Origin of the sequence: Shewanella hafniensis, assembly GCF_019655335.1 — a bacterium.
In the GTDB taxonomy this organism is placed as follows: Bacteria; Pseudomonadota; Gammaproteobacteria; order Enterobacterales; family Shewanellaceae; genus Shewanella; species Shewanella hafniensis.
The window spans coordinates 16,380-32,795 of sequence record NZ_BPFD01000053.1 but is presented as its reverse complement, the minus strand read 5'-3'; the positions used below and the strand labels follow the sequence as shown (position 1 = coordinate 32,795).

Here is a 16,416-nt window from a genome sequence, read left to right as displayed (position 1 = left end):
AGGCTTTGAATAAATGAACTAGATAGACCTGAGTGATCATGTGCAAAAAAATGCTTAAATTCTTCACCGTCGAATCGATTTAATCCGTTCAAAGTACCAATCCAGATGTAACCATCATTATCTTCAATGACCGATGTGACTGTACTTTGGGATAGGCCTTCTGGAACGCCATAGGACTCAGTTTTTAAAGCTATTGGTAATTGTTGCGCTTCTGCAGTCGATAGGAAAATAGCTAGAAGAAAAATAATTTTAAAGAGTGCTTTAGGCATAGTGTTTATTCTTATTATCCGAGGATGCCATGAAACAATTGTGTTACATCACTTTTCCAGAAAGTGAGGGCTTTGTCAAAGCGGAGGCGGCTAAAAATCCTTTTAACAGCATGTAGATGCAGCAAAATTGTTCGCTGTAGAAGGGGGAGAACATGGACTAGCCATGTTTTACATTAGTATTACGCCCAACCGTGATAGATACAACTATAGTTGGGCCAATTTGTAGCGGTTTTGTTTGTTTGTCCAACTTTGTGAACAAATGTGTGTGTAAAAGTGTTTTTGTTTAGAAATTAAACTTCTCTGCCGTTTGCTTAAACGTTTTGAGATCTGTGATCATTTTTTCTGACTGCAACGCAGCCTGAGTTCTGTGCTGTTCACCCGTGCTAAATAAGACTAAGCGGTCACTGTGTTTGGTGCGCATTTTACGCATCATGAATTTGAGTAAATCAGTGCGGGTGAGCTTAGTGATTTCGTCTACAACGAGCTCCCTTTGGTTAAATTGATAATCTCTGTTGCCGACACTGACCCAATATCGTTGGCTGCGAGTTTTGAGGTTCGCATCGTGCTCCATGATCTGACTAATAAGACCGACCTTAGTGCTTTCCCATTCTTCGTTGGTGATTTGCATCACGGCATAATTAAAGTCGGCAATAAACTCATCTATCGCCTCTAATAAATGCAGTGGTCCAGTCGTAGGTGACTGGATATAAAAAATGAGTCCTGGATGGCGATTGAGCGGCAGATAACCTGTGCCTACCATGTAGCCCAACTGTTTTTCAGTGCGCAGTTCATGGAAGAAGGTGGACGACATAGTGTGGTTCAGTAAGCTAAATAGAGCCATTTTTTCTGGCGTTGCCACAGCAGATTGGTAATACACAATGATCGCGCTATCTTGATGATCTATCGCAAGTTCTCTAAGTAAGGTGCCTTGACCCGTTAAATTGACTAACTCTCTGGTGGACTCGGCGCTTGGCGTTGAAACTAAAAATAAAATGTGCTCTAAGCGTTTACCGAGAGCTTGTGCTTCAGAGACTAACCAATCCCCATAAACTAATCCTTCAAGATAGATCTTCTCGTAAAAGGCGCGTACATGGTTATGCAAATCTTCAAGGCTTATGTCTTCGAGCATTTGAGCCATGCGGGCAGGCTCATAACTGCTTTTTTGTAGCGTGACAGTGAGGCTAGTAAACAATTGTGAAATAGGTTTAGCCTGCGCTAGATTCTGCCAACTGCGCAGTAGTTGAGATTTAATTAGGGCAAAACGTTCTTCAGTAAAATTACGCTCTCTGGCTTTGTGGATTAACAAGGCCAACAGGGTTTCTTGATTACCGGTAAAGCCCGATAAATGCAGGGTAATGCCACCTTGATGCGGATAAATATTGTAACTTAAGCCCGCGACTTCGGCCTGATAGGTTGGTTCTGTCAGATAATCGAGCAGCATTTCAACATACAGGCGGGTGAGGGCGGCATGTTTTGGTGTTTTACTCGCCTGCTCTGAGTCCAGCGACAAATACATGTGGCCTTTGGGTACATTAAACTCATCGTCTTTCTTGTGCCAAATACGGTATCCCGTCGATTCTGCAACGATCACTGGTACCTCGACATCGCTCTTATCTGGTCGAGGAATGGAGTCGGCGACGATAAATGGGTTTGCAGCAGGTAATTGTAATTCTGAGCGAATACTGCTCACTTGCCAACGAACGAGGGACTGAGGTGCAATAGGGCGCACTTTATAGGGCGTGTGATACCAGTTGGCTTTACGATCCGTTTTAACCGATTGTGCGATAAGCTGCAGACGCATATTGTGGGGCGTCATTAGCTCGAGTAGGGCTATGGTTTCTGGAATATCCAGCCCATCCATTCGATAGTCACCAAAGACCAAATCTTCGACTTCATAATGATGCATATTGATGCTGAGGTGGCTGGCCAAATCGAGTGATTTAACTTGCTCTTGGTAGCGAAACGCCATTTTGAGTAGGTTTGCGCGCTCTAAATAGCGCCACTCATCTAAACCTTGGGTTTTGATGAGTTCAATATACTCAAAACAGCAGCTGATAATCTCATCAAGATTCGCCAGTCCCTTATCGGTTAACTGTAAACCGATACTGTAATCTTTGAAGTTATAACCATTTACGCCGCCGCCCGCGGACAAGTTATTCACCAGTCCCTGCTCTTTAAGATAGGACAAAAGGCTGCCATGGCTCTCATTGCCTAAAATATGGCTGATATAAGTCAAAGGCTTACGTTTGTAGTAGTGGTCAATGCCAGGGAAATTAAAGCTGATGCTTAAGCGTTTTTGCTCCTTAAGCGGCACGATATCAATTTGGGTTAACAGCTCATTTTCTGAAAACAGCGGCACTTGAGGATAGTTTTTCACTAAGTTCAAGTTTTGGATCCCGCTAAAATAATGGCAGGCTAAATCTTCTAATTCGTCGAGGGAAAGCGGCGCGACTAAGCACAAGGTCATTAAGTTGGCGCTGTAGTGGCTTTGATAGAAATCGAGTAATTCGCTACGTACCTGTGCTTGCTCTCCGCCTAAGGTGACTAAGTTACCGACTGAAAATTTTGAGAAAGGATGCAGTGGATTAACTGTCTCTTTGAGCACTTGATAGGTACGGCGGATATCGTCTTTCAGTTTTAAACTAAATTCAGATTCAATGGCTTGGCGCTCTCTGTCGACCAGTTCTAAGTCAAATTTAGGTGCAATAAAAAATTGGCTGAATCTGTCTAAGGAGTCGGCAAACACGTCTTCATTGATGGTGAAAAAGAAGTTGGTGTGCTCTGTGCCCGTCCAAGCGTTATTGCTGCCGCCATGTTGGTTGATAAAGGCGTGGTACTCGCCTGAGTCGGGAAATTTTTCGGTACCAAGAAAGAGCATATGCTCTAAAAAGTGCGCCATGCCGGGTCTATCCGCGGGATCATCAAAATGACCCACGCCTACAGCCATAGATGCGGCCGCTTGGCTGGCATCTTGATCTTCAACCAATAACACCCTAAGCGCATTATCTAACACAAGATAACGATACTGACGGTGATCGTTTGGACTTTTATAAATGGACTGAGAGGCTTGCAAAGAGACACTCCGATAACGATAGCTTGTTATATATTGATAGTCTTAATGGTTTTTAGCAAATATCTCTTGTGTTTATCGACTAAAGATTAAGTCTTACAAGGTTTGTTGAAATGGATTTTAGGGCTACAATTGGGATAAAACAAAAACAAGTTTGAGTCGCGAGAGAAGTATGCAGCTATTTTTAATGAGACATGGTGACGCCGGATTTAATGCTCAGTCTGATAGAGACAGAACACTGACCGATGTTGGAAGGCACCATACTGTGTTGATGAGCAACTGGTTGGCTCGCAGTGTGACTGATTTCGATCTTGTTTTGGTGAGTCCTTACTTACGTGCACAGCAAACTTGGCAGGAGCTGAGTCAGCATTTTCCTGAGCCGCGTAAGTGGTTAGTCGCTGATGATCTTGTTCCTTCTGGCGATCCCGCCAATGTAGCCGCGTTAGTTGTAGCCTACGCTGAGTTATACAAGGCGGATAAAGTGCTAGTGATTGCTCACATGCCGTTATTGGGCTATTTAGTCAGTGAGTTAGTGGCGGGTGTTGAGCCGCCGTTATTTGCCACCTCGGGCATTACGCTCATTGATAAACATGCCGAGCAAGCTTCAATCGTATGGCAGCACGCACCCCACAGCATTAGCTAGTCTTGATTTATATCCCTTTTACAAACAAACGGCCCACTGAATGTGGGCCGTTTCGTTTTCAGTAAACGTAGGAAACTCGCAAAATCTCTAAATCGCCAAATCGGAAACGTTAATGTTTAAAGTCGATAGCGAGTTAACGTCTATGCGGCTGCTCACCAATATCAATCAGCACTAATAATGCCGCATCGCCGCCCCATTCTTTAGGGGCCTGATGGAAAGCCTTCACCATAGGATGCTGCACTAACCACATGGGGACTTGTTGTTTCAATATGCCACTGCCGTAACCATGCATAATGCAGCAACACAGGCTTTGCTGTTTAACGCAGGCTTGGATCAGTGCCGCTAGCTCAAGTTTGGCTTCCGATTGGCGATAGCCGTGCAAATCCAGCAGTAAATCTGGCTGGTAATCTCCACGTCGCAGGCGTTTGAGTTCTAGGCTATCAACCCCTTCCTCTAACCAACGCATTGGCCCTTGTACTGGCAGTAGTGGCTGATAAGTATCTGAGAAATAACTGTTAGCATGCAGTTGCTGCTCTTTCAGTTCTATTTCCTGTTTGGTTTTTAAGGGCGTGCGAAAGTGTCGCTTATTTTGCGTGATGGGTTTAATACCATCGATAAGCGCTGAGAACATCGCCAAGCCTTCTTTGTCGTCGTCTTTATTCATGGCGGGTATTCTATTGAATCCTATGGTTTCTGAATAGAGTTCAGTTACAATGTTCGCGAACAAACTAGCGGGAGCACGTTTTGGATAAGATCTTTGTAGATGAAGCTGTGACAGAATTACGCACTATTGGCGATATGTTACGTTGGGCCGTGAGCCGTTTTAACGACGCCAATGTGTATTATGGTCATGGTACTGATAACGCGTGGGATGAAGCCATCGCCTTAGTTTTCCATGCTTTACACTTACCCGAAGAAATCGGCCAGCAAGTGATTTTAAGCAACTTGACCAGCAGTGAAAAGCATAAAATTGTCGAGTTGATTATTCGCCGTGTCAGAGAGCGCCTACCTGTGCCTTACCTGACTAATAAAGCGCGTTTTGCTGGATTGGAATTTTACGTCGATGAGCGCGTGTTAGTGCCTCGTTCACCGATTGCTGAAATGATCGCTAACCGTTTTAGCCCTTGGTTATACGGCAAACCAGTAACGCGTATTTTAGATTTATGTACTGGCAGCGCTTGTATCGCTATCGCCTGTGCCTACGAATTTGAAGACGCCGAAGTTGACGCGCTGGATATCAGCGAAGATGCTTTAGATGTGGCGCAAATCAATATCGAAACCTTAGGCGTGATGGACCGAGTATTCCCGATGCAATCGGATTTGTTCTCGGCAATCCCAGAAGGTCCACAGTATGATTTGATTGTCTCAAACCCACCTTATGTTGATGCCGAAGACATTGGCGACATGCCAGATGAATATCATCATGAGCCTGCCATCGGTTTAGCCTCAGGTCGCGACGGGTTAGATTTAACCAAACGCATACTGGCCAATGCCGCGCAATACCTCACACCAACGGGTTTACTCGTAGTTGAAGTCGGTAATTCTATGGTGCATTTAATTGAGCAATTCCCAGAAGTGCCATTCACTTGGATTAACTTTGAAAATGGCGGCGATGGCGTGTTTGTATTGACCCGCGATCAACTGGTCGAAAATCAGTCAGTGTTCGGCATTTATCGCGACGCAGAATAACCTAAGATAGCAAATTAGGTTGAGACTTTTCCCGCTGCCAGTTAGGCTTGCAGCGGGAAAATAAATTGTCCAGTGGTCGCTGGACACGGAGCGATGAACAAATAACCTAAGGTGTACAAAGCGGATGTCTGGAAACAGTATTGGTCAAAATTTTGTAGTGACGACGTTTGGTGAGAGTCACGGTGTTGCACTGGGTTGCATTATTGATGGTTGCCCACCAGGGCTTGAATTAACCGAAGCCGATATGCAGCATGATCTTGACCGCCGTCGCCCAGGGACATCCCGATATACCACGGCCCGCCGTGAGCCTGACGAAGTGCGGATTTTATCCGGCGTTTTCGAGGGTAAAACCACGGGTACTTCAATTGGACTCTTGATCGAAAATACCGATCAACGCAGTCAAGATTACTCTAATATCAAAGATTTATTCCGTCCGGGGCACGCCGATTATACCTACCAGCAAAAGTACGGTATGCGTGACTATCGTGGTGGTGGCCGCTCGTCTGCCCGTGAAACCGCGATGCGCGTTGCGGCAGGTGCGGTGGCTAAAAAGTATTTGAAGCAAGTTCATGGTATCGAGATCTATGGGTTTATGTCCCAGCTGGGTCCTATTTGTGCGCAGACTATTGATCTTGACCAAATTGAGCAAAATGCCTTTTTCTTCCCCGATGCCAGCAAGCTTGAAGCGCTTGATGAATACATGCGTGAGCTGAAAAAATCCGGTGACTCCATTGGCGCGAAAATCTCCGTTATTGCCACTGGTGTGCCAGTGGGTTTAGGTGAGCCAGTATTTGATCGATTGGATGCTGATATTGCCCACGCGCTGATGGGCATCAATGCTGTCAAAGGTGTTGAGATTGGTGATGGTTTTGGCGTCGTGACTCAAAAGGGCTCCGAAGGTCGTGACTTAATGTCACCCCAGGGCTTTGAATCCAACCATGCGGGTGGTGTGCTCGGTGGAATTTCATCGGGCCAGCCGATCATTGCCCATATTGCCTTAAAACCCACATCAAGCATCAGTGTGCCGGGCCAAAGTATGACGGCGCAGGGTGAAATGGCCGAAGTTGTCACTAAAGGTCGTCACGATCCCTGTGTTGGGATCCGCGCTGTACCGATTGCCGAAGCTATGCTTGCTATTGTGTTGATGGATCACTTGCTAAGACACAGAGCGCAAAATCAGGATGTACGCAGTCACACGCCTGTGCTTGGTATGCGATAGGCGCATGAGATAAAGGGAATGCGTTAATGTCAACTTCTTCTAGCACGAGCCGGCAATTACGCTGGCTTTGTGCCTGCTATTTCTTCTTCTTTTCTATTCTCGGTACTATGGTCCCATATCTTGGGGTCTTCTTTGAAAATCGCGGTTTTAATCCTCAAGAAATTGGCTTTTTACTCGCCATCCTGATGGCGACGCGCATCGTTGCTCCGAATGTGTGGGCCAAAGTGGCTGACCGAACGGGGATGCGTGCCGAGCTGATAAAAATGGGCGCGGGAGCCGCCGCGCTGGCGTATTTGAGTTTTTTCTATCATGGCGGTTTTGTGTATATGGCGCTGAGTCTGGCCCTCTATACTTTCTTTTGGAATGCGATCCTTGCCCAGCTTGAAGTGATCACCTTAGAAACCTTAGGCGAGAATGCCAGCCGCTACGGTCAAATTCGCAGTTGGGGCAGTGTCGGTTATATCTGCCTGGTTGTCGGTGCGGGCTTTGCGATTGGCCAGTGGGGCACAGAAGTGCTGCCTTATATCGGTTTTTCATTGTTTATCGGCATGTTAGCCAGTGCGTTGCCATTACCAGCAAATCGTTTAGTGCGTGACACCAGTCAAGTGCGGCCACCATTACAATGGAATAGGGCGATTATTTGGTTCTTACTCTCGGCGATGTTGCTGCAAATGAGCGCGGGACCTTTCTACGGCTTCTTCGTCTTATATTTAAAGCAAGCGGGTTACTCAGAATCTTCAGCGGGGATATTTGTCGCCCTTGGCGCTATGGCCGAAATCGTGATGTTTATGTTCGCGCCGCGTTTACTGGGTCGCTATGGCGTTAACACCCTATTGATTGTCAGTATCGGCATGACTTGCTTGCGTTGGCTGTTGGTTGCCTTCGGAGTGGACAGCGTATTGTGGCTTGGTTTTAGTCAATTATTACATGCCTTTACCTTTGGCTTAACCCACGCGGCATCGATTCAATTTGTGCACAGGCATTTCGATGCGAGTCACAGAAGCCAAGGTCAAGCTCTGTATGCCAGCTTAAGTTTTGGGGTTGGCGGCGCGCTCGGCACTTGGATTTGCGGCTATATTTGGGGCGATGGTAGCGGGGCGGTTTGGTCTTGGGTATTTGCGGCAGGATGCGCTTTTGCCGCTATGCTGGCGGTATTCTTTATTCCTAGGGATAAACCTGGCGTTGCCTCCCATACGGCCTAGCAATGTCAATCTAGCAATATCAATCACGATTAAAAGCATCTATTAAGATACTAAAATATAAAGATAAAAATACCAAGATTGCGTTAAGTGAGGTAAAAGGTGATTCGGTTTCGTTTAGGGTTAGTGATCAATCCATTGGCTGGCTTAGGTGGCAGTGTTGGCCTTAAGGGCAGCGATGGCGTTGCCGAAGAGGCGCTTGCCTTGGGCGCCGAACCCAAAGCCGCTTTGCGTATGATGCAGGCCCTTGAGGTTATCCGTGATTATGCCGATGACATCGAGGTTATTACCGCTTCGGGCATCATGGGTGAAGACGCAGCAAAGTCACTGGGTTTTACCACGCGAGTGGTGTATCAAACCCCGGATAAAACACAGGCACTGGATACGCAGGCCGTTGTGCGTGCGCTGCTGGATGAACCGCTGGATTTACTGCTCTTTGCCGGTGGTGACGGCACGGCCCGCGATATTTATTCTGTGTTTGAGCAAGCCACTATCGACGACAAACTCCCTGTACTAGGCGTGCCCGCTGGCGTGAAAATTCATTCCGGCGTTTACGGTATTACGCCCCATGCCTCTGGCATGGTGGTTAAAATGTTGCTCGATGGCGAACTCGTTAGTTTGATGTCCGCCGATGTGATGGATATCGACGAAGTAGCTTTTCGCCAAGGCACAGTGCGCGCCAAACGATTTGGCGAGCTTTTAGTGCCCGCCGAACCGCGTTATGTGCAAGCGGTTAAGATGGGCGGTAAGGAAGTCGATGAACTCGTGCTGGCCGATATCGCCGCCGATGTGATTAATCAAATGGAAGATGAGCTGTACATCATGGGCTCTGGCAGTACGGTTGCCTTTGTGATGGAAGAGTTAGCTCTGGACAATACCCTGCTAGGTGTTGATATCATTCAAGATAAAAACCTTGTCGGCAGTGACTTAACCGCGAATGAATTACTTGAACTGACCCAAGATAAGCCGACTAAGTTGGTGATTACTTTAATTGGCGGCCAAGGCCATATCTTAGGGCGCGGCAATCAACAGTTGTCGCCTGAGCTCATTCGGCGCATCGGAAAAGACAATATTATTATCCTCGCCACAAAAACTAAGCTAAAAGCACTTGATGGACGGCCACTAATTGTGGATAGTGGCGACCCTAAATTAGATAGCGAGCTTGGCGGCTATTATAAAGTGACGACGGGCTACCATGATTACGTCATGTATCAGGTGGCCAATCCAGATTTATTGGTCGCAGCAGATGTGTCGACCAATCCAGTATTAATGGAGAGTTAGACCCAATGTTAGAGCATTACGAAGACGCATTAGAACAGTGGATCGCCAGTGTAGTCAGCCATGGTGATGACGATGCTTTGTTTGCCTGTGGCTATTTACAGGGCCATGTCGCCGTTGTGTTATCGCAACTTGAAGCGCAGGGTGCAACCGACCTCGATGCCCTTATGTTGAAAATGACCGACTGTTTAGCGCTCGCGCGCCAAGAATTAAATGATGCCGATTATGCCTTGGTTGAACAGGCATGGGCACAGCTGCATGCATGGATTGTAGGCGAATTTGATGTTGCCTAGCGTTATGCCTATGACTGACAACGAGCAAGTGACTCATACTGCAGTGACTAGTACCGAAGTAACGAGTACAGAAATGCCGAGTGCTGAATTTGCCTGTGAGCAAACGCTCGATGCCAGCGCGGTATTTATCGGTTTAGTGAATCCTAAAACGCCCGTTAATGTCGGCGGTATAATGCGCGCATCGGGTTGTTATGGTGTCGATGGCGTATTTTATACCGGCAGGCGCTACGAGTTAGCCGCGCGTTCGGGTGCAGTGCAATACCATGTCGATACTAAGGATGCTGGAGAGCGCATTCCGCTCACGGGTGTCACTTCATTACTCGCCTCTATTCCGGCGGACACTAAGCTCATCTGCGTGGATTTGGTAGTTGGCGCGACGCCGCTGCCGGATTTTGTCCATCCCGCGAAAGCCTTTTATGTGTTTGGTCCTGAAGATGGCACCATTGGCCAAGAGATTATCGATAAAGCCGATGCGGTAGTGTATGTGCCTACGGTCGGTTGTATGAATCTTGCTGCGTCGGTCAATGTGTTGTTATACGACAGATTGGCGAAATCTCACCGTGAGGCTGCAAGCCTAGCATCGAACATAAGCGGTGATGAGCTGATCCGCCAGAGTCGCGATAACAACAATCGTACTCGGGTAAAAGTGCCCAGAGCGCCGCGAAAACCTCGACATGTTGGAGCTAGCAGTCTTGAGTCTAGCAGCCTTGAACCTAGCAGCAGTGATAACGCGATAGTCATTACAGCCGCTTAAGTGGTTTACAGAAAACATTTAAAAAAGGGATTAAGCAGAGACTTAGTCCCTTTTTTATAGCGCTCAAAAACGTTATTTTTCTAGCGATTGATTACCTAGAGCGCTTTACCCTTGAGCAATTTTCGCAGCCACATGCGATTGGGGTTGAGTTTACACAGGGTTTCTTTATCGAGCGGTATTGGTTCGCCGCAAAGCTGCGCCGCGAGACATTCGGCGGCCAGTGGCCCAGAACTGAGTCCCCGTGAGCCTAACCCACCAAGAATATACAGTCCTTGATGCACCGGCGCTGGCGTGGTTTGCCAGTAGTGGCGACTTTCTTTAGTGAGTTGATGTTGCTCATAATCCTCAAGAATTTTCGCCACATCGGGCGCGCAGCCCATCATAGGGAAATGATCCCGCGTCACCATACGCACGCCGACGCGGGCATTGTTGCCATTCATGTCGATATCTTCAAGCCAGCTTTGGTTCGGATAACTCTCGTGCATTTTCATGAGGTTTTCTTGTTGTTCCTGCGGGCAAAAGTCTAAATGCTCGGGTTCTTTAACGTAACTCGCGCCAAGGCAGTGGAGTCCTTGGTGACTTGGCGTTAAATAACCGTTTGCGCACAGCACAGTTGCGAGCTGACTCAATTGAAATTGAGCGGGCACATGGCTGACTTGGCCGCGAAAGGGGCTCATTTGTAATTTGTTGCTGGCATCAAACTGTGTCAATTCTGCGCCATTGGCGAGTACCAGTTGCGCGAAGGGCCCGAAACGTTCCTTTTCAGTTAACAAAACCCAGCCATCGCTTTGGCGTTCAATGGCAAGGATGTCGGTATTGAGCGAGACGCTAACATCGGCCAGTTGCATCGTTTTTTGTATCGCAGCTTCTGCATATTCAAATGGGCAAACCCAGCCACCTAAGGGATAAAAAAAGCCTGGCTTATCGAGATTGATTTTGGCAATTGCATTGGCTTGCTCAGCATCGACGGCGTAGGCGATTTCACTTGGCCAAGGTTGGCCTTGAATGATTTTATCGAGTCGTAATTGGCTGCGTTCATCGTGGGCGGTTTGCAATACGCCGCAAAAATCATGGGAAATCGGCGTCTGATTGTCAGCGGGGGCGGATGTCAGCGCCTGCACTCGACGTCGGCTAAATAAAAATGCCTGTTGGAAAAAGTGGCTCAGCTCGTCATTTTCTGGGGTCAGCAGCGGATAAATGGCTCCTTGGCGATTGCCCGATGCGCCTTGGCCTAGCTCGGCATCTTTACAAAATACCTTTGCGCCTTGGCCGCGCTCGGCTAAAGACAGCGCCAAATGCGCTGAGGCTAAGCCGCCGCCTATGATGGCAATTGAGCTTTGCGTCGCCGAGGATAAGATTGCAGCCATAGGATTAAAGGCATAGGCTTTAGCGTCTTGCTGACGTAAGACTTGGCGCTCGTGTAGCAGTACGGCGTCAGGCTGGTGATTAATCAATGTGACTGGCTGATGTATACCAAGAGCATTGATACCCAGAGCTTTGGTACCAAGTTCATTGATATCGCTCACAGTAAAGCCGCAGGCTTGGAAACGGTTGACTGTTGTTTCACTTAATCCGCTTGATTCGCTTAATCCAATAGTGGCAATGGTCGCGCTATCGTCACTGAGTTTTGCCATCTGCCAGTGGCTTTGATGATGTAGCGCCTGTAGCAGGTGAGGCAATATCAACCAGTGTTGAACCGGATGCATTGGCGAATGGCTGAGTGAACTGAGCTGGGTTTGAATATCACCAAAGTGCAGGTCGATAGTGGTACGACCGTCATCAAAAATTAATCTCTGGCAACCTATAATAGCCGTCGGCTCAGCATCGAGTAAGGTTTGAGCAAGCTGGCTGAGCTTAGATTTACACTCCAACGCTGACGCTTGCTTTGATTCAAGATGTGGCTCGAATGGGGTTTCTTTCACAAGAGTGAGTGATTGATCCCAAAGTGATTTAAGTTCGTACGCATTAATCGGATTAGGTTCGAACACCTTAAGGAGTAAACGTTGGCTAGGATTCGCCTGAGTGCGCCACCAAGATAAGAGTTCAAGCCCGTTACCTAAACCAATTTGGCCTAATACTAAGAGTTTTTGCTGTGAATGAGCCTCAAATACCCGCTGCTGATAAATGCTCAACTTGCTGAGATAGTGTGCATCAGTGTGAGCTGTTGCGGGATAAAGGTTGATTAATTGCTGGTAATCACGCTTAATTTGGCAAGGTTTATTGGGCTCTGCAGTCAAAGAAATTTACTCTCGGTCTCATAATTGGCATTATTTTACTCGCCTTTATGGAAAGCTGACCACTTAATTGAGTCAAAACAGATACTATTGGCTCAGCGAAAAGTAGGTACTGACATGTACACAATGGATAGCAATAAAATGAAAAGAGTCGTGATCACCGGAATGGGTGTTGTTTCAAGTATCGGTAATAACAAGCAAGAAGTGACCGAGTCACTGAAAGCGGGCCGCAGTGGTATTACGCATTCAGCTCAGTTTGAAGAGATGCAGTTACGTAGCCACGTATGGGGTGACATCAAGTTAAACCCAGCTGAGCATATCGATCGTAAAGCGCTACGCTTCATGGGCGATGCCGCTGCCTATGCTTACATTGCGATGCAAGAAGCCGTTAGCGATGCCAATTTAACTGAAGAGCAGTATTCAGATCCGCGCGTCGGTTTGATTGTCGGTACAGGCGGCGCATCATCGTCTAACCAAGTGCAATCTGCCGATACACTGCGTGAAAAAGGCGTTAAACGTGTTGGTCCGTATATTGTGCCTCGCATCATGTCGAGCACGGCCAGCGCTTGTTTAGCCACGCCATTTAAAATTAAAGGCATGAACTATTCTATCAGTTCAGCCTGTGCAACTAGCGCCCACTGTATTGGCCACGCCGTTGAACTTATCCAAATGGGTAAGCAAGACATGGTGTTTGCCGGTGGTGCTGAAGAAGTGGATTGGACGCTGACCATGGGCTTTGATGCTATGGGCGCACTGTCAACTAAGTACAATGCCACACCGGAAAAAGCCTCTCGTACCTATGATGCAGACCGTGATGGTTTTGTGATCTCTGGCGGCGGCGGTATTTTGGTGGTTGAAGAGTTAGAGCATGCTCTGGCTCGCGGCGCAAAAATTTACGCTGAAGTGATTGGCTATGGCGCGTCTTCAGACGGTTATGACATGGTAGCGCCATCTGGCGAAGGCGCTGTGCGTTGTATGCAAATGGCGATGATGGATGTCGATACCCCAATCGATTACATCAACACTCACGGCACTTCAACGCCAGTGGGCGACGTGCGCGAATTAGAAGCGCTACGTGAAGTCTTCAAAGACAAGTGCCCACCGATTGCATCGACTAAGTCTATGACAGGTCATGCATTAGGCGCCGCAGGCGTACATGAAGCGATTTACAGCTTAATCATGATGGAAAACAGCTTTATTGCCCCAAGCATCAATATCGAAAATCTGGACGACGCTGCGAAAGACATGCCTATCGTTCGTGAATATCGTGATGCTGAGCTGAATACTGTCATGAGTAACAGCTTTGGTTTTGGCGGTACAAACGCCACGCTAGTGATGCGTAAATTCAAATAAGTTTGTTTATCAAACGCGATAGAAGGGAAGCTTAGGCTTCCCTTTTTTATGGGCGATTTTTGTAAACCTGTTGCATCGACAAGGATTTATCCCATTAGTCTTGTTAGAATACCGAGCATCTTGATGCCTTCCATTCCCACTTTTATCCGATCAGGTGCCCATGAAGATTTTAGTCGATGAAAATATGCCCTATGTTGAACCGCTATTTGGCGATCTCGGGGACATTATTCCTGTTAACGGCCGCACGTTAACCGCCGAGCAAGTACGCGAGGCCGATGTGCTATTAGTGCGCTCGGTCACCAAAGTGAATGCCGAGTTGCTCTCAGGCAATAACAAGCTGAAATTTGTCGGCAGTGCCACCATAGGTACAGATCATGTGGATTTAACCTATCTTGCTGAGCGAAATATTCCCTTCTCTAATGCACCAGGTTGCAATGCGACTGCTGTCGGGGAGTTTGCTTTTATCGCTATGCTGGAGTTAGCGCAGCGCTTTAATTCGCCGCTTAAGGGCAAGGTCGTCGGCATCGTGGGCGCGGGCAATACCGGTACTGCAACAGCTAAATGCTTGCAAGCCTATGGTATTAAGGTGTTGCTTAACGATCCCATCAAAGCTGCAGAGGGCGATCCGCGCAGTTTTGTGAGCTTAGATACCATCATGGCGCAGGCCGATATCATCAGTTTGCATGTGCCCATCACGCGCACTGGCGAGCATAAAACCAAACATTTGTTCGATGAGGCGCGCTTAAAGGCACTCAAACCCAATACATGGTTAGTGAATTGCTGCCGCGGTGATGTGATAGATAATCAGGCGCTTATTAAAGTGAAGCAGCAACGTGACGATCTTAAATTAGTGCTCGATGTGTGGGAAGGTGAGCCAACACCGCTGCCAGAACTGGTGCCACTGGCCGAATTTGCTACGCCGCATATCGCAGGTTATAGCTTAGAAGGTAAGGCGCGCGGCACTTTTATGCTCTACCAAAACCTGTGTCAGTTGCTGAATATCACTGCCGATAAAAGCCTGCTGGATCTCTTACCAACCTTTAACATTAAGGCGGTCGAACTTGCGACAGCGCCGAATGAAAAAGCGTTATTACAGCTCGCGCGTTTTGTCTATGATTTGCGCGATGATGACAAGATGTTCAGAAATACATTCTTAAATGAGAATGGCTTCGACACTATGAGAAAAAATCACCAACATAGACGCGAATTTAGTGCATTGGCGCTGGCTTATGACGGTCAATCTGAGGTAGATTGGTTGTCCAATTTAGGTTTTTCAGGAGTCGGTCAGTAGCTATGTCACAGGAATTTAATGTTGTCGTTTTAGGTGCATCGGGCGCAGTGGGTCAAACAATGATAGAGATCCTCGAAGAGCGTAATTTCCCGGTTGCAAATTTGTACCCTTTAGCCAGTAGCCGCAGCGCCGGTGAAACGGTCAGCTTTCATGGCAAACAAATTACCATTCTCGACGTAGAAACCTTCGATTGGACCCAAGCTCAAATTGGTTTCTTCTCCGCAGGGGGTGATGTTTCCGCCAAATGGGCACCGATTGCGGCTGAAGCGGGTTGTGTTGTTATCGATAACACCTCGCACTTTAGATACGACATCGATATTCCTTTGGTCGTACCCGAAGTGAATCCACATGCTATCGCCGATTTCCGCAATCGCAATATCATCGCTAATCCAAATTGCTCAACCATTCAAATGCTAGTGGCGCTTAAGCCTATTTATGATGCCTATGGTATCAGCCGCATTAATGTGGCAACGTACCAGTCAGTTTCGGGTACAGGTAAAAAAGCCATTGAAGAGTTAGCGCATCAGTGTACTAAACTGCTGCAAGGTTTGCCTGCTGAAGCCGAAGTTTATCCAAAGCAAATTGCTTTTAACGTATTGCCGCAAATCGATAAATTTATGGATAACGGCTATACCAAAGAAGAAATGAAAATGGTCTGGGAAACCCAGAAGATTTTCGGTGACGATGAGATTTTAGTGAATGCAACCGCTGTACGTGTACCTGTGTTTTATGGTCACTCGGAAGCCATTAATATCGAAACTCGTCAGCCTGTCGATGCAGAAGACGTTAAAGCTTTACTGCGTAATGCCGAAGGAGTGGTGTTGTTTGAGTCAGATGATGACTATCCAACGGCTGTAACCGATGGTGCTGGTACCGATCCGGTTTATGTTGGCCGCATTCGTAAGGATATCTCTCATTCTCACGGGATTAACCTGTGGGTGGTGTCAGACAATATTCGTAAGGGCGCAGCCTTGAACAGTGTGCAAATTGCCGAGATCTTAGTGAGAGATTATTACTAAGCACGAGATTGCATTTCATGCCCATTGAAAAAGCCTGCTGTCAGCAGGCTTTTTTTGTTTTACAATTGTGAACAGTAGCAGGGCAGGGATTTCTGGTTTATAGTA

At 47.2% G+C, this 16,416-nt stretch carries 14 protein-coding genes; 10 read left to right on the top strand and 4 right to left on the bottom strand.

Features of this window, described 5'->3' with window-relative positions:
* Both K5Q99_RS14980 and K5Q99_RS14975 read right to left on the bottom strand, forming a co-directional pair.
* Positions 1 to 269, bottom strand: a 269-nt coding sequence (locus tag K5Q99_RS14980; RefSeq protein ID WP_220777312.1) for a two-component regulator propeller domain-containing protein, incomplete at its 3' end; no start/stop codon positions are given.
* Between the two features lie 283 nt (positions 270 to 552).
* Positions 553 to 3,342, bottom strand: a complete 2,790-nt coding sequence (locus K5Q99_RS14975; RefSeq protein WP_220777311.1) for an insulinase family protein — start codon at positions 3,340 to 3,342, stop codon at positions 553 to 555.
* Between the two features lie 169 nt (positions 3,343 to 3,511).
* Between K5Q99_RS14975 and sixA the strand changes: the two genes are divergently transcribed.
* Positions 3,512 to 3,982 carry a phosphohistidine phosphatase SixA gene (gene sixA, locus K5Q99_RS14970; RefSeq protein WP_006082236.1) on the top strand — a complete coding sequence of 157 codons (471 nt, stop codon included), beginning with the start codon at positions 3,512 to 3,514 and terminating at the stop codon, positions 3,980 to 3,982.
* A 133-nt stretch (positions 3,983 to 4,115) separates the two neighbouring features.
* Here the strand turns inward: sixA and smrB are convergent, their stop codons facing one another.
* Positions 4,116 to 4,646, bottom strand: coding sequence for an endonuclease SmrB (gene smrB, locus K5Q99_RS14965; protein ID WP_006082235.1), 531 nt, complete (start codon positions 4,644 to 4,646; stop codon positions 4,116 to 4,118).
* 80 nt (positions 4,647 to 4,726) lie between these two features.
* Between smrB and prmB the strand changes: the two genes are divergently transcribed.
* From prmB to K5Q99_RS14935, 6 genes are all read left to right on the top strand, one after another.
* Entirely contained in the window at positions 4,727 to 5,671 is a 945-nt protein-coding gene (gene prmB / locus K5Q99_RS14960) for a 50S ribosomal protein L3 N(5)-glutamine methyltransferase (RefSeq protein ID WP_006082234.1), read from the top strand.
* Positions 5,672 to 5,795: 124 nt separating this feature from the next.
* Entirely contained in the window at positions 5,796 to 6,890 is a 1,095-nt protein-coding gene (gene aroC, locus K5Q99_RS14955; RefSeq protein WP_006082233.1) for a chorismate synthase, read from the top strand.
* 26 nt (positions 6,891 to 6,916) lie between these two features.
* Positions 6,917 to 8,092, top strand: a complete 1,176-nt coding sequence (locus K5Q99_RS14950) for an MFS transporter (protein WP_006085470.1) — start codon at positions 6,917 to 6,919, stop codon at positions 8,090 to 8,092.
* A 99-nt stretch (positions 8,093 to 8,191) separates the two neighbouring features.
* Positions 8,192 to 9,370, top strand: coding sequence for an ATP-NAD kinase family protein (locus tag K5Q99_RS14945; RefSeq protein WP_220777310.1), 1,179 nt, complete (start codon positions 8,192 to 8,194; stop codon positions 9,368 to 9,370).
* 5 nt (positions 9,371 to 9,375) lie between these two features.
* Complete coding sequence (locus K5Q99_RS14940) at positions 9,376 to 9,660, top strand: YfcL family protein (protein WP_006085468.1); 285 nt, start codon at positions 9,376 to 9,378, stop codon at positions 9,658 to 9,660.
* Complete coding sequence (locus K5Q99_RS14935; protein WP_220777309.1) at positions 9,650 to 10,414, top strand: RNA methyltransferase; 765 nt, start codon at positions 9,650 to 9,652, stop codon at positions 10,412 to 10,414. The genes K5Q99_RS14940 and K5Q99_RS14935 overlap by 11 nt, the downstream gene beginning before the upstream one ends.
* Before the next feature lie 95 nt (positions 10,415 to 10,509).
* Here the strand turns inward: K5Q99_RS14935 and mnmC1 are convergent, their stop codons facing one another.
* A complete protein-coding gene (mnmC1, locus tag K5Q99_RS14930; RefSeq protein ID WP_220777308.1) occupies positions 10,510 to 12,651 on the bottom strand; it encodes an FAD-dependent 5-carboxymethylaminomethyl-2-thiouridine(34) oxidoreductase MnmC1 in 2,142 nt (713 codons plus the stop codon).
* A 138-nt stretch (positions 12,652 to 12,789) separates the two neighbouring features.
* Between mnmC1 and fabB the strand changes: the two genes are divergently transcribed.
* From fabB to K5Q99_RS14915, 3 genes are all read left to right on the top strand, one after another.
* Positions 12,790 to 14,001 (top strand): beta-ketoacyl-ACP synthase I, encoded by a 1,212-nt coding sequence (fabB, locus tag K5Q99_RS14925; protein WP_037391053.1) that lies wholly within the window; start codon positions 12,790 to 12,792, stop codon positions 13,999 to 14,001.
* Positions 14,002 to 14,161: 160 nt separating this feature from the next.
* Entirely contained in the window at positions 14,162 to 15,292 is a 1,131-nt protein-coding gene (locus tag K5Q99_RS14920; protein WP_006082226.1) for a 4-phosphoerythronate dehydrogenase, read from the top strand.
* 2 nt (positions 15,293 to 15,294) lie between these two features.
* Complete coding sequence (locus K5Q99_RS14915; protein WP_006085463.1) at positions 15,295 to 16,311, top strand: aspartate-semialdehyde dehydrogenase; 1,017 nt, start codon at positions 15,295 to 15,297, stop codon at positions 16,309 to 16,311.
* Positions 16,312 to 16,416 lie beyond the last annotated feature (105 nt).

Bases quoted from the DNA above. Each gene is read 5' to 3' on its own strand.
- sixA (WP_006082236.1), top strand. From the start codon at position 3,512: ATGCAGCTATTTTTAATGAGACATGGTGACGCCGGATTTAATGCTCAG.
- smrB (WP_006082235.1), bottom strand. From the start codon at position 4,646: ATGAATAAAGACGACGACAAAGAAGGCTTGGCGATGTTCTCAGCGCTT.
- aroC (WP_006082233.1), top strand. From the start codon at position 5,796: ATGTCTGGAAACAGTATTGGTCAAAATTTTGTAGTGACGACGTTTGGT.
- K5Q99_RS14950 (WP_006085470.1), top strand. From the start codon at position 6,917: ATGTCAACTTCTTCTAGCACGAGCCGGCAATTACGCTGGCTTTGTGCC.
- K5Q99_RS14940 (WP_006085468.1), top strand. From the start codon at position 9,376: ATGTTAGAGCATTACGAAGACGCATTAGAACAGTGGATCGCCAGTGTA.
- K5Q99_RS14935 (WP_220777309.1), top strand. From the start codon at position 9,650: ATGTTGCCTAGCGTTATGCCTATGACTGACAACGAGCAAGTGACTCAT.
- fabB (WP_037391053.1), top strand. From the start codon at position 12,790: ATGAAAAGAGTCGTGATCACCGGAATGGGTGTTGTTTCAAGTATCGGT.
- K5Q99_RS14920 (WP_006082226.1), top strand. From the start codon at position 14,162: ATGAAGATTTTAGTCGATGAAAATATGCCCTATGTTGAACCGCTATTT.
- K5Q99_RS14915 (WP_006085463.1), top strand. From the start codon at position 15,295: ATGTCACAGGAATTTAATGTTGTCGTTTTAGGTGCATCGGGCGCAGTG.